The 13,290-nt window shown below is 70.7% G+C and carries 11 protein-coding genes and 1 tRNA gene; 2 read left to right on the top strand and 10 right to left on the bottom strand.

What is annotated here, in order from left to right; genetic code table 11:
• Positions 1-154 precede the first annotated feature (154 nt).
• The 9 genes from ABZX75_RS16215 to galU form a co-directional block, all read right to left on the bottom strand.
• Positions 155-994: a hypothetical protein gene (locus tag ABZX75_RS16215; protein WP_355410832.1), complete on the bottom strand. Its 840-nt coding sequence runs from the start codon at positions 992-994 to the stop codon at positions 155-157.
• A gap of 213 nt (positions 995-1,207) precedes the next feature.
• Positions 1,208-1,894 carry a hypothetical protein gene (locus tag ABZX75_RS16210; RefSeq protein WP_355410831.1) on the bottom strand — a complete coding sequence of 229 codons (687 nt, stop codon included), beginning with the start codon at positions 1,892-1,894 and terminating at the stop codon, positions 1,208-1,210.
• A gap of 442 nt (positions 1,895-2,336) precedes the next feature.
• A tRNA-Ala gene (locus ABZX75_RS16205) sits at positions 2,337-2,410 on the bottom strand.
• Between the two features lie 77 nt (positions 2,411-2,487).
• Positions 2,488-3,540: a gephyrin-like molybdotransferase receptor GlpR gene (gene glpR, locus ABZX75_RS16200; RefSeq protein ID WP_355410830.1), complete on the bottom strand. Its 1,053-nt coding sequence runs from the start codon at positions 3,538-3,540 to the stop codon at positions 2,488-2,490.
• 158 nt (positions 3,541-3,698) lie between these two features.
• Entirely contained in the window at positions 3,699-4,307 is a 609-nt protein-coding gene (locus tag ABZX75_RS16195; RefSeq protein ID WP_355410829.1) for a GNAT family protein, read from the bottom strand.
• Positions 4,308-4,324: 17 nt separating this feature from the next.
• A complete protein-coding gene (locus ABZX75_RS16190) occupies positions 4,325-4,825 on the bottom strand; it encodes a MogA/MoaB family molybdenum cofactor biosynthesis protein (protein WP_355411025.1) in 501 nt (166 codons plus the stop codon).
• 119 nt (positions 4,826-4,944) lie between these two features.
• Positions 4,945-5,424 (bottom strand): cyclic pyranopterin monophosphate synthase MoaC, encoded by a 480-nt coding sequence (gene moaC / locus ABZX75_RS16185; RefSeq protein WP_355410828.1) that lies wholly within the window; start codon positions 5,422-5,424, stop codon positions 4,945-4,947.
• Positions 5,425-5,498: 74 nt separating this feature from the next.
• Positions 5,499-6,872: a gephyrin-like molybdotransferase Glp gene (glp, locus tag ABZX75_RS16180; protein WP_355411023.1), complete on the bottom strand. Its 1,374-nt coding sequence runs from the start codon at positions 6,870-6,872 to the stop codon at positions 5,499-5,501.
• A gap of 88 nt (positions 6,873-6,960) precedes the next feature.
• Positions 6,961-7,863 (bottom strand): UTP--glucose-1-phosphate uridylyltransferase GalU, encoded by a 903-nt coding sequence (gene galU / locus ABZX75_RS16175; protein WP_355410827.1) that lies wholly within the window; start codon positions 7,861-7,863, stop codon positions 6,961-6,963.
• Between the two features lie 92 nt (positions 7,864-7,955).
• Here galU and ABZX75_RS16170 point away from each other — a divergent pair, with 92 nt between their 5' ends.
• Positions 7,956-8,570 (top strand): 5-formyltetrahydrofolate cyclo-ligase, encoded by a 615-nt coding sequence (locus tag ABZX75_RS16170; RefSeq protein WP_355410826.1) that lies wholly within the window; start codon positions 7,956-7,958, stop codon positions 8,568-8,570.
• Here the strand turns inward: ABZX75_RS16170 and ABZX75_RS16165 are convergent.
• Complete coding sequence (locus ABZX75_RS16165) at positions 8,565-11,414, bottom strand: penicillin acylase family protein (RefSeq protein WP_355410825.1); 2,850 nt, start codon at positions 11,412-11,414, stop codon at positions 8,565-8,567. The genes ABZX75_RS16170 and ABZX75_RS16165 overlap by 6 nt on opposite strands.
• A gap of 280 nt (positions 11,415-11,694) precedes the next feature.
• Here ABZX75_RS16165 and ABZX75_RS16160 point away from each other — a divergent pair, with 280 nt between their 5' ends.
• On the top strand, positions 11,695-13,158 hold the full coding sequence (locus tag ABZX75_RS16160) for a potassium/proton antiporter (protein ID WP_355410824.1): 1,464 nt from the start codon (positions 11,695-11,697) through the stop codon (positions 13,156-13,158).
• The last annotated feature ends 132 nt before the right edge of the window (positions 13,159-13,290 follow it).

The following is a 13,290-nucleotide window of genomic DNA, read 5'->3' as shown; positions in this document are numbered from 1 at the left end:
GGTATTTGTTCCGGCCCCGGCGGACCGTTGAGTACGCCAAGAACCTGATCTGCTCCTGGTCCCTGATCCACCGTCCGTCGGAGGGCCTGCCGGCTGTGTCGGCGGGCAGAGCGCGGGCAACGTGGATCGTCGAGCTGATGCGCGCGCACATCGATCACCATCTGATCGCCCAGGCGGCCAGGCTTGCCTCGGCCGCGTCCCTGGCCCGCTGGCAGCACCTGGTCCCTCCCGTCGATGACGCGACCGCCACACGGCTCCTGCGCGGACCTGAGAGGTGAGCAAGCCCCGGGCCTGGCGGAGTTCGCAGAAGATCAGGAAGTGCCGGCCGCGGCCGGTCACCGACGCGCCGTTCGAGATCCCGGACTCGAAGGTCGGCCAGCTCGACACTCTCCTGCGCGGCTCCGGTGCGCTGGAGCTGATCGACACCGAGTTGGCGGGCCGACCCGGTCCGGACGGACTGCCGGTACGGACCGTGCTCGTGGGACTGCTGCTGTCCCTGCACTACCACCGCAGTGCGAGCCTCGCGGACGTCTGCCGTGTTCTTCTGGACGAGCTGCGGGTGCCCGCCCGGGGCTGGCTGGGGGTTCCGGATCCCGCCTCGCTCGACGATCACGGACGGCACGCCTTCGCCCGGCGCGTCTACCGGTCCTTCGACCGGCTGACCACCGTCCTCGACCCGCATCGGGTCGACCGGCGTCGAGGACTGCCCGCCGATGAGGCAGCACTTGCTGTCGCGGCGTGGGAGAGCGTAGATGGCGAGCTCTTGCGCCGCCGGGTCCTGTTGCAGGAGATCAGCGACCGCCTGGTCCTGACCACGGTCCGCCTCGCTCACCGCCGCGGCCTGTTCAAGGGCTGGCAGGGCGACATCGGCGTCGACACCACCCCGGTTCCCGCCTGGCACCGCCCGCCCAGCAGACGACGGGGTCTTGCCTCCGTCGAGTTCACGGCCGGCTGGCACTTCTGCGGGGGCTCCGATGAAGGGATCTTCGGGCACTCGGCCACCCTCCTCGTCGCCGCCAGCCGCCGGTATCCGACCGGCCATCCTCAAGCAGGGATGCGCGTCAGCTGGCACCCGCAGCTGGTTCTCGGCCTGGTCTTGGACACTCCCGGCAAGCGGATCGGTCCGAACGCGATCCATGCCCTGACAAAGCTGGTTCCCCTCGGCTTCCCTACCGGGATCCTGGGCCTCCGACCGTGCCTACACCGATCAAGTCTCCGAGCACTTCGCCCACCCGCCCGCCGCCTCGGCTACCAGCTCGTCCTCGACTACAAGCAAGAGCACCGAGGCGTCCAGGGCACCCATCACGGCGCCCTGCTGGTCGACGGATCCCTCGCATGCCCCGCCATGCCCACCGCTCTGGCCCAAGCCACCCTCGGCCTCGATGACGAAGACGTACGCGGCATCGACGACAACACCCGGCTTCGCGAGCAGATCGCCGCCCGCGAGCCGTACTTCCTCCGCCTCAAAGAATCCGCGGACGAGCGTGGCGCGATCCGACTCAAGTGCCCCGCCAGCGGGCCCTCGCCCGCAGTGGCCTGCCCTCGCTTCAACCAGGTCCACCAGATCCCCGCACCACGGCCTGCCATCGTGGACTTCACCAACCGGCGGGCCACCGCCGCACACACCGCGGCCAAACCGACCGTCCCCATCCCTGCGGCCGAACGCCTGCGGGCCCTGCCTAGGAAGGAACTGCCGCGGATCTGCCAGAAGCCGACGATCACGGTCCGTCCTGGTGACCTCGGCAAGCTCGACAAGTTCCGTCAGGACCGGCACTACCTCCACCCCAGCTGGCAGGACGCCTACCGGCCCGAACGAGCGAATATCGAAGGGGTAAACGGGAGGCTCAAGAGCCACGGCATCAACATCGCCGACCCGAGCAAGCGACTCGCCCACGGACGCGTCGCCCAGACCATCCTCCTCGCGCTGATGGTCTGCAGCACCAACCTGCAGATGCTCTCAGCTGGGCACAGACCACCGGCACCACCGCCAACGGTGATCTTCTCGATGTCATCACCGAACTCGCGGGAATCGCATCGCCCGCCATCACCGCGAACGGGCTCTCCCCACCCCAGCTGCCGCCGACGGTCCACGCGAGTACCTGACACCCCGGCACCACATGACGGGCTTACGCACGCCCAACAGCAGCCCCGGCACCGCTCACGCACCCGAACCACCCCGAAACCCAGGCCGATCCTCCGCCAGACAGCCACCCGAGGCCCCGCCCGCGTTCGGACACCACCTCGAACACACCCCACAAACGCAGAGATCCCGCTCAGCCTCTCGGCGGAACGGGATCTCGTGACGTTCTCGGGAGCAACCCGTGAACTGTCGTTTGTGGACCTGTGGGGATTTGAACCCCAGACCCCCTCGATGCGAACGAGGTGCGCTACCAGACTGCGCCACAGGCCCTTGCGACGTGTGAAACATTAGCATCCCCCCGTGGGTGCTCCAAAACCGGAATCCGGGAGCTCCGCACAGGTCAGCGATCACTCGTTCGCGGCGCGCGGGCGGTCGTCGCTCTCGTACTGGTCGAACAGCGGGGTGCGGCCGCGGTCGCGGCCGCGGGGGCGCGGGGCGGTCTGGGGCTTCGGGTCCGACCGGGGGGCCGGGGGCTGGGCGCGCAGGCGGGGGTCCGTCGGTTCGGCCGCGCTGGAGCGGGTCGCGCTCCAGGCGTCCGGGGTCGCGGGGCCCGTGGCGCGCGGGGCGACCGGGGCCGTCACGTACGTCGGAAGCGGGACCGGGACGGGCTCCCAGCTGTCACCGCGGGCGGGGCCGCGTTCGCGCTCGCGCTGCTGGTCCACCCACTCGGCGTGGTCGGTCTGCTCGACCAGCGCGCGCCGGTCGGCCTCCTGCGGGGAGACCGGTGGCGCGGGGTCCGGTTCGGCGCCCGCGGTGGCCTCGGACTCGCGGCGGCGGGGGCGGGGACGGTTCTCGCGCAGGTGCCGCGCGGCCGCCTCGGCACGCCGCCGGTCCATGGTGAATTCGTAGCGCCGCCGTTCCTGGACGCGCAGGTGCACGATGTACGTGCTCAACAGGAGGGCCGGTACGGCTGGCGCCCACAGGTAGCCCAGTCCGCCGACCGCCGCGACGACCGCGCCGACGGTGAAGATCAGGAAGAGGAGCGCGGTGGTGCGCCGGCGGCGCGCGAGGACCTGGAGGCGCTGCTCGCGCCGGGCCCGCTCCGCCCGTTCCCCGCGTTCCGCCCGCTCCGCGCGGTCGGAGGCGGCGGGTCTCGGCTCCGCCCTGGTCGGGGGTACGACAAGGGCCCGGGCGTCGGCGTCCACGGAATTCACCGTTTCCGTCGCGGCGTCCGGGTCCGCGTGGGGTTGTGGGTCCGCCTCCTCGTCACCGCGCTCACGCAGTCCCTTGGCGTAACGGCGCTCCATTCCCGCCCGGCCGGAAAGCAGCCGAATGGCAGTGGAGAAGCGTTCCGTCGGACGGGCTTCGTTCAGCTCGTCCTGCCTCCGGAGCCACATGGGCACCAAGTAGGCGGCCCAGGCCCCGACAATGACTGCGTAGATGAGGCCGCTGCTGCTCACACCCCACACCGTAGAGGGGCGCGGCCGAGCGGATCGGCCAATTGGGCCGGTGTGTCGCACGATCCGGCTGATATCACGGACTTTTTTTGTGATTCTTCGGATCAGGTTATGGGCGAACCGGTCAACCGGCGCCTAAATTCGAACTGATATTCGCTTTTTCATTTCGGCGGCACTCCATGCCGGCGTACTCGGTGCCAGCGGCGCAGCAGCCCCTCCGGAACCTCTTCCACCGTGATCGCGTACACGAGGTGGTCCCGCCAGGCCCCGTCGATGTGCAGATAGCGCGGGCGCAGCCCCTCCTCGCGCAGTCCGAGCTTCTCCACCACCCGTCGGCTCGGTCCGTTCTCCGGCCGGATGCACACCTCGATCCGGTGCAGTCCGACCTTCCCGAAGCAGTGGTCGACGGCGAGGGCCACGGCCGTCGGCATCACACCGCGGCCCGCCACGTCGCGGTCCACCCAGTAGCCGACGTGGGCCGCGCACATCGAGCCCCAGGTGATGCCGGCGACCGTCAGCTGGCCGACGAGCCGGCCCTCGTACTCGATGACGAACGGCAGCATCCGGCCCGCGTTCGCCTCCGCCCGCAGATGGCGGACCATCTGGCGGTACGTCGGCCGCTGGACGACCGGCCCCCACGGCGCGGGCGGCGGAATCGTGGCCTCCCACGGCCGCAGCCAGTCGCGGTTGCGCCGATTGACCTCCCGCCAGGCCTTCTGGTCCCGGAGTCTTATCGGCCGGAGGGTGACATCGCCGTCCGTCAGGACCACCGGCCAGGTGGAGCCGTTCAGCTCGCGCTCCCGGAAGGTCCCGCCGGTCTCGGGTGGTCGCCGCCCCGGATCTGGTCCACGGCGTGCGGGAGGATCCGGGAGAGGACGGCGAGGCCGTCACGCACCCCGCCCGTCGAGCCCGGCAGGTTGACGATCAGGGTGTGCCCGGCCACGCCCGCCAGGCCCCGCGAGAGCGCGGCGGTCGGTACCTTCGCCAGGCCTTCGGCGCGGATGGCCTGCGGGATGCCGGGGATCTCGTAGTCCAGCACCCGGGCGGTGGCGTCCGGGGTGCGGTCCGTCGGCGAGATGCCGGTGCCGCCGGTGGTGAGGATGACGTCGTACGCGGCGGCCACGCCCTCGCGCAGCGCCCGCTCGACGGGATCGCCGTCCGGGACGACCCGCGGGCCGTCCACCGCGAACCCGAGCTCCTCCAGCGCCTCGGCCAGCAACGGGCCGCCCTTGTCGGCGTAGACGCCCTGCGAGGCCCGGTTGGAGGCCGTGACCACCAGAGCGCGCAGCGAGGAAGGGGCCGGAGCCGGAGCCGCGGCTTGGGCCCTAGCACCGGCCGCGGTACCGGCCGCGGGCTGGTGACCAGGGCCGTGACTGTGGCTGTGGACCTCGCCGCCGCGCGGGGCGTTCACGAGCGCGCCCAGTCGCCGGACTTGCCGCCGGTCTTCTCCTCCACCCGGACGTCCGTGATGACCGCGCCCTTGTCGACGGCCTTCACCATGTCGATCACGGTGAGTCCGGCGACCGCGACGGCGGTCAGCGCCTCCATCTCCACGCCCGTACGGTCGGTCGTCTTCACCGTGGCGAGGATCTCGACGGCGTCGTCGGCCACCGACAGGTCGACCGTCACTCCCGAAACGGCCAGCGGGTGGCAGAGCGGGATCAGGTCGGGGGTCTTCTTCGCGCCCATGATCCCGGCGATCCGCGCGGTGGCGAGGGCGTCGCCCTTGGGGACGCCCTCGCCGCGCAGCAGCTCGATCACCCGGGGCGAGACGAGAACCCGTCCGCTGGCCCGCGCCGTGCGGGTGGTGACGTCCTTCTCCGAGACGTCGACCATCCGGGCCGCGCCGGCCTCGTCGATGTGGGTCAGCCTGCTCTGCGTACTCATACTGTGCGCGCCGCTTCCGTCCGGGCCCCTCAAGGGCCTGTGTGGTGCAACACGCTACCCGCACCTGCCGGACTTCAGCCGAGCAGGACCACTTCCACCTCGGCCCCGGGCTCCACCGAGGTGACGTCCTCCGGTACGACCATCAGCGAGTCGGCGTGCGCCAGGGCGGCGATCAGGTGCGAGCCGGATCCGCCGACCGGGCTGACGGTGCCGCTCCGCGCGTCGTACTTGCCGCGCAGGAACTGGCGGCGTCCGGCCGGGGAGCCGAGCGCCTTGTCGGCCTTCAGCACCGCCCGTACGCTCGGCCGGCTGACCTCGGATTCCGGCAGGCCCATGAGCGCGCGGATCGCGGGGCGCACGAACAGCTCGAAGGAGACGTACGAGGACACCGGGTTGCCGGGCAGCGCCAGCAGCGGGGTGTGGTCGGGGCCGATGGTGCCGAAGCCCTGCGGCTTGCCGGGCTGCATGGCGAGCTTGCGGAAGTCGATCCCGCCGCCGTCCACGTCCTCGCCGCCGGGACCGGAGCCGGAGCCGACGGAGGCACCACCGGATCCGACGGAGGACAGCGCCTCCTTGACCACGTCGTACGCGCCGACGCTGACCCCGCCCGTGGTGACCATCAGGTCGGCCCGGATCAGCTGGTCCTCGATGGTGGCGCGCAGCGTCTCGGCGTCGTCCGCGACGGCGCCGACCCGGTAGGCGATGGCCCCCGCGTCCCGCGCGGCCGCGGCCAGGGCGAAGCTGTTCGAGTCGTAGATCGTCCCGGCGGTCAGGGCTTCGCCGGGCTGGACCAGCTCGCTGCCGGTGGACAGGACGACCACGCGCGGACGCGGCCGCACCCGGACGGTGCCGCGCCCGATGGCGGCCAGCAGGGCGATCTGCGGCGGCCCGAGCACCGTGCCCGCGGCGAGCGCGAGGTCCCCGGCCTGTACGTCGCTGCCGCGCGAGCGGACGTGCGCCCGCGCCTCGGCGGCGCGGTGCACCCGTACCTCGCCGCCCGCGCCCTCCGGTGCGGTGCTGGCCGGGGTCATCCCGGAGGCCGCGCCACCACCCGTACCGCCGTCGGTCCACTCCACCGGTACGACGGCTTCCGCTCCGGGCGGCAGCGGGGCGCCGGTCATGATGCGGGCGGCCTCGCCGGGGCCGACGGTCGGCAGCTCACCGCTGCCGGCCGCGACGTCCCCGATGACCGTCAGCACCGCGGGAAACTCCTCGCTCGCACCCTGGACGTCGGCCGTGCGGACGGCGTAGCCGTCCATGGAGCTGTTGTCGAAGGGCGGGAGGGCGACGGGCACCGTGACGTCCTCGACCAGGACACAGCCCTGGGCGTCCAGCAGCTGGAGCTCGATGGGCTCCAGCGGCCGGACGGTGGCGAGGACGTCCGCGAGGTGCTCGTCCACCGACCAGAGGCGCTGCTCGCGCTGCTGGCGCCGCTCGTGCTCGTGCAGCTCGTGCTGCTCGTGCTCGTGCTGCTGCTGCTCGTGCTGTTCGCTCGGGAGCCGGCCGGTGTCCTGCGGTGCGGAACTGCTCAAGGTGCTACATCTCCTCCGTGACGTAACGGTGAAGCCAGGTGCGGAACTCCGGGCCCAGGTCCTCACGCTCACACGCGAGGCGGACGATGGCCCGCAGGTAGTCCGCGCGGTCCCCGGTGTCGTAGCGACGGCCCCGGAAGACCACGCCGTGCACCGGGCCGCCGATGGTCTCGTCGGCGGCCAGCTTCTGCAGGGCGTCGGTGAGCTGGATCTCCCCACCGCGGCCCGGCTCGGTCTCCCGCAGTATGTCGAAGATCGCGGGGTTGAGGACGTACCGTCCGATGACCGCGTAATTGCTGGGCGCGTCCGCCGCGTCCGGCTTCTCGACGAGGCCGGTGACACGGACGACGTCCGGCTCGTCCGTGGCCTCGACGGCGGCGCAGCCGTAGAGGTGGACGCTGGCGGGGTCCACCTCCATGAGCGCGATGACGGTGCCGCCGGTGCGGGCGTAGATGTCGGCCATCTGACGCAGCAGCGGGTCGCGGGGGTCGATGAGGTCGTCGCCGAGCAGGACGGCGAAGGGCTCGCGGCCCACGTGCGGCTCGGCGCACAGCACGGCGTGACCCAGGCCCCGCGGGTCGCCCTGGCGGACGTAGTGCATGGTGGCCAGGTCGCTGGACTCCTGGACCTTCTTGAGCCGGTCGTCGTCGCCCTTGGCGATGAGAGCCGACTCCAGCTCGTAGTTCCGGTCGAAGTGGTCTTCCAGAGCGCGCTTGTTACGCCCCGTGATCATGAGCACATCGTCCAGCCCTGCCGAGACGGCCTCCTCGACCACGTACTGGATGGCCGGCTTGTCCACCACCGGGAGCATTTCCTTGGGTGTGGCCTTGGTCGCCGGGAGGAACCGAGTGCCGAGGCCCGCGGCCGGAATGACGGCCTTCTTGATCACGGGGTGCAACATAGTCATGGCCAGAACGATAGTGGGTCTTATAGAACGCCAGGCCAGACGCTGACCGGTAGATCCGTTATGTACAAATTCTCAAGGATATTGAGCCAGCTGTGGTAGCGAACCAGCCCCCCGCGTCCCCCAAGGCCGAGCTGCGCCGAGGCCTCCTGGCAGCCCGCCGCGCCCTGTCCCCCGACACCTGCCGTACGGCGGCCACCGCACTCGCCGACACGGCTTTCGAACTGCCCGAGCTGGCCGATGCCCGCACGGTGGCGGCGTACGTCTCCGTCGGGAGCGAACCGGGCACCCGCGACCTCCTCGACGCCCTGCGCGCGGCCGGCAAGCGGGTGCTGCTGCCCCTGCTGCTGCCCGACAACGACCTCGACTGGGCCGTCTACGCGGGCCCGGGCAGCCTCGCCGAAGCCGCGCACCCGGGCCGGATGCGCCTGCTGGAGCCGACCGGCCCGGCGCTCGGCCCGGACGCGGTGACCGAGGCCGACGCCGTGCTGCTGCCCGGGCTCGCGGTGGACGGGCGCGGCATGCGGCTCGGCCGCGGCGGGGGCTCGTACGACCGGGTGCTGGAGCGGCTGGAACGCGCGGGGGCGCACCCGGCGCTGGTCGTGCTCCTCTACGACGACGAGGTGGTCGCGCGGGTCCCGGAGGAACCGCACGACCACCCCGTACAGGCGGTGGCCACCCCCTCGGGGGTGCGCCGCTTCAGGTCATGACCCCTGCGTGTCCGCGGGCTTGAGGGTCAGGGTTTCGACCGTGGCCTTCTCGACGGCGTCCTTGCCGAAGGGCCACTCCAGCAGCTCGCCCTTGGCCCACATCGTCGTCTGGTCCGTGTAGTTGCCGTGGTACGCGTGTCCCGAGGCGCCCGTCAGGTTGATCCAGCGGGACTTGTCTAGGTCGTTGAGGTTCACGACCATCCGCATCGACGGCACCCAGGTGACCCCGTACCCGCTGGAGGCGTTCCAGCCGGTCGCGTTGACGGTGGCCTCGCCGCCGCCCAGGTTCCACGGGCCGCGGTTGAGGAGCCACTGCATGAAGCCGGGGCCCGAGGTGCCGATCGTCTGGTTCTTCAGCGTCAGCTGGTGCAGCCGGCCCCAGCTCCAGGTGGACTGGTCCTTGCCGAGCTTGGCGGTCAGCTCCCAGCGGGCGTCCTTCATGGCCCGGGCGAACAGCTCGTCGCGGGTGGTGGCGGCCGGCTCCCGGAGGGTCTTGGGCGACTGCCACCAGGCCGACTTCTCGTCCTTGACCAGGCGTCGGACCACCTCGAACCAGCGGTCGCCGCCGTCCGGCTGCGCCGAGTCCGAGTCGCGCTCACCGCACTCGCGGATCACCTCGGCGAGGTCGTCGACGGGGCCGCTGGTCTCGTCGCGGACGTTCATGCAGCTGCCCTCGACGCGCAGCTCCTTCGGCATCTTGTCGCCGAAGGACAGCTTGAGGATGTTGCGCCACACCGCGTTGAAGTAGGCGGCGGCCGCCGAGTCGGGCTCCTGGGTGTAGTTCCAGCCCTCCAGCAGCTTCTGGGCGGAACGCACGTCCGGGTCGGAGACCTCGATTTTGGCCAGCATCGGCGTCAGCAGCGCCGCGATCTCGCTGCTGTTGTCCATCTGCATGGTGCGCATGTCGTCGGTCGAGATCTTGCCGCTGTCCTTGATCTTCGCCTCGATGAGGTCGTTGATCCGCTGGCTGCGGGCGCCGTAACCCCAGTCGGTGGTCAGCAGGTGCGGGTACTTGCCGGCGCCCGTCCCGTTCTCCGCGACGGCCTGGTTCGCGGTGACGATGTAGCCGCGCGACGGGTTGAGGTCCCACGGCATCTCGCTCTGCGGGATGTAGCCGGCGTTGCCGTCCTTGCCGCCCTTCCAGGCGTACTTGGAGTCCCAGCCGGGGGCGGGCATGCGGCCGTCGCCCTGGCCGCGGACCGGGATGCGGCCCGGGGCCTGGTAGCCGATGTTGCCGTTGTTGTCGGCGTAGATCAGGTTCTGCGAGGGGACCTCGAAGTCGGCGGCTGCCTGCCGGAAGGCGTTGAAGTCCTTGGCCTGGTTGAGCTTGAAGACCGCGTCCATCGACTTGCCGGGGTCCAGGGCGGTCCAGCGCAGGGCGACGGCGTAGCCGTTGCCGCGGTCGGGGGCCGAGGGCGCGACGGGGGCGCGGGCGCCGACCGCGGCGAGCTCGTCGCTGCGGTCGGAGACGAGCGGGCCGTTGTTGGTGGTGCGGACGGTGATCTTCTTGCTCTTGGCGCCCGCGACCTTGATGACCTCGTCGCGCGTGGCGAAGGGGAGCACCTTGTTGTCGTAGACGTAGCCCTCGGGCGTGACCTGCTCCAGGTAGAGGTCGGTGACGTCGGCGCCGAGGTTCGTCATGCCCCAGGCGATGTGGGCGTTGTGGCCGATGACCACGCCGGGCATGCCGGAGAAGGTGAAGCCGGCCACGTCGTACTTGCACTGGGGCGAGGCGGCGCGGCAGTGCAGGCCCATCTGGTACCAGACCGAGGGCAGCTGCGGGGAGAGGTGCGGGTCGTTCGCGAGCAGCGGCTTGCCGGTGGTCGTGTGCTTGCCGGAGATGACCCAGGAGTTGGAGCCGATGCCGCTGCCGTTGGGCCCGAGGATCGCGGGGATCTCGTCGAGCGTCTTGGCGAGGGCGGACATCTGGGTGCGCAGGCCCACCGCCGCGCCCTGGGCGGTGGCGTTGTCGGCGAGGCCGGTGGCGGTGCCGGTGCCGGTCCCCGTGCCCGTGGAGGCCTGGGAGCCGACGGCGCTGCCGGAGCCCGAGCCGGTGGAGCCGGAACCCGAGCCCGTGATGCCCTGGGGCGTGTACTTCCCGCCGTCCGTCTTGCCGCCCTCGACGATCGGCTTGTTCCGGTCGAAGGGGTAGGGCGGGTAGAGCTCGGCGATCTGCGCCTGCGTCATCTTGCTCGACATCAGCGCCCGGTCGATCTCGTCCTGCATGTTGCCGCGCAGGTCCCACGCCATCGCCTTGAGCCAGGCCACCGAGTCCACCGGAGACCACGCCTCCGGCGCGTAGCCGTCGCTGAGCTTGAGGGCGGCGTGCTCGACGGAGAGGTCCTTGCCGGACTTCCCCTTCAGGTACGCGTTGACCCCGTCGGCGTAGGCCTGCAGGTGCTTCTTCGTATCGTCCGAGAGCTTGTCGTCGTACTCCGTCTGCGCGACCTGGCGCCAGCCCAGCGTGCGCAGGAAGGCGTCGGTCTCGACCTGGCCGGAGCCGAACATCTCGGAGAGCCGGCCGGAGGTCATGTGACGGCGTACGTCCATCTCCCAGAACCGGTCCTGCGCGTGTACGAAGCCCTGCGCGCGGAAGAGGTCCGCGTCGTTGTCGGCGTAGAGCTGGGGAATGCCGTGGGCATCGCGCTTGACGTCGACGGTCCCGGTCAGGCCGGGCAGCTTGAGGGAGCCGGTCGACTGGGGGAAGGAGGCGCGCACGCTGTCCACGCTCCAGTACCCCCCGAAGCCGAGGCCCGCGAAGAGCGCCAGGACCAGGACGAGCAGGATCAGACGGGCGCGTCGTCCCTTCTTCTTGACGGAAGGAGCGGATTCGTTGGCGGGCATCGCTGTCCTTAGAGGGGCAGGGTGGTCCTGGGAGTGCTGGGAGCAACCATAGGCGCAGGACCGCTCTCGATGATCCGCCAGGGGTCGAGCTGCCCGAGACAGCGCCGAACAGGCGTTTCACAATGTGGGTATCCCGTTAAGGAAGCGTCAAAGATTAGGTAAGGTAACGAAGTAGTTGCCGTACGTGCCGTCGGGAGTAACGATCCGCCAGGCGCTTTGAGGAAAGGCCCGCCCGCTGACCGTCCACACGCTCAATGAGCTTCTGCTGGTCTGCTCGCTCGTGCTGCTCGTCGCCGTCGCGGCGGTACGCATCTCCTCACGCAGCGGCCTCCCCAGCCTGCTCATTTACCTCGGCATAGGCATCGCGATAGGCCAGGACGGCATCGGCAACGTCGTATTCGACAACGCCGAACTGACCCAGGTCATCGGTTATGCCGCACTCGTCGTGATCCTCGCCGAGGGTGGTCTGGGCACCAAGTGGAAAGAGATCAAACCAGCCTTGCCGGCGGCGATCGTGCTGTCGCTGCTCGGCGTCGCGATCAGCGTCGGCGTGACGGCTGCGGGGGCGCACTACCTGGTCGGACTGGAATGGCGGCAAGCCCTGCTGATCGGCGCGGTCGTCTCCTCCACCGACGCGGCCGCCGTCTTCTCGGTCCTGCGCAAAGTGCCGCTGCCCACCCGGATCACGGGTGTGCTGGAGGCCGAGTCCGGCTTCAACGACGCCCCGGTCCTCATCCTCGTGGTGGCCTTCGCCACCGTCGGCCCGGTGGACGAGTGGTACGTCCTGCTCGGCAAGATCGCGCTGGAGCTGGCGATCGGCGCCGCGATCGGCCTGACGGTGGGCTTCCTGGGCTCGTACGCCCTGCGCCATGTGGCACTGCCCGCCTCGGGCCTCTACCCGATCGCCGTGATGGCGATCGCGATCACGGCCTACGCCGCGGGCGCGATGGCGCACGGCTCCGGCTTCCTCGCCGTGTACCTGGCGGCCGTGATGCTCGGAAACGCGAAGCTCCCCCACTGGCCGGCCACCCGGGGGTTCGCGGACGGGCTCGGCTGGATCGCCCAGATCGGGATGTTCGTGCTGCTCGGCCTGCTGGTCACCCCGCATGAGCTGGTGCACGACTTCTGGCCCGCGGTGGTCATCGGGCTGGTCCTGACGATGGTGGCGCGGCCGCTGGAGGTCCTCGTCAGCCTGCTGCCCTTCCGGATCCCCTGGCGCGAGCAGGCCCTGATGTCGTGGGCCGGCCTGCGCGGAGCGGTGCCCATCATCCTGGCCACCATCCCCATGGTGTCCGGGATCGAGGGCAGCGACCGCGTCTTCAACATCGTCTTCGTGCTGGTCGTCGTCTACACCCTGGTGCAGGGGCCGACCCTGCCGTGGGTGGCGCGCAAGCTGAAGCTCGGCGAAGCGGCGGAGACCGCCTCCGACCTCGGCATCGAGTCGGCGCCCCTGGAGAAGCTGCGCGGGCATCTGCTGTCCTTCGCCATCCCGGAGGCCTCGCGGATGCACGGCGTGGAGGTGAGCGAGCTGCGGCTGCCGCCCGGGGCGTCGGTCACGCTGGTGGTCCGGGACGCGAAGAGCTTCGTACCGCTGCCGTCGACCGTGCTGCGCCGCGGGGACGAGCTGCTGGTGGTGGCCACGGATCCGGTACGGGACGCGGCCGAGGCGCGGCTGCGGGCGGTGGCGCGGGGCGGCAAGCTGGCGGGGTGGCTCGGTACGGGCGGCGAGCGGTCGGGGTCCTGAATCCGACGGCCCTCATTCTGACGGTCGGGATCCTGATGGTCGGGATCCCGATGGTCCTGACTCGATGGTCCTGACTCTGATGGTTCTGAAGCTGACGGACTCCCCGGTTTAGAGTGACGTTCTAATTCGGCC

The sequence above is a fragment of the Streptomyces sp. NPDC003038 genome (assembly GCF_040611115.1).
Taxonomy (GTDB): Bacteria; Actinomycetota; Actinomycetes; order Streptomycetales; family Streptomycetaceae; genus Streptomyces.
This window is presented reverse-complemented; position numbering and strand designations above follow the sequence as displayed.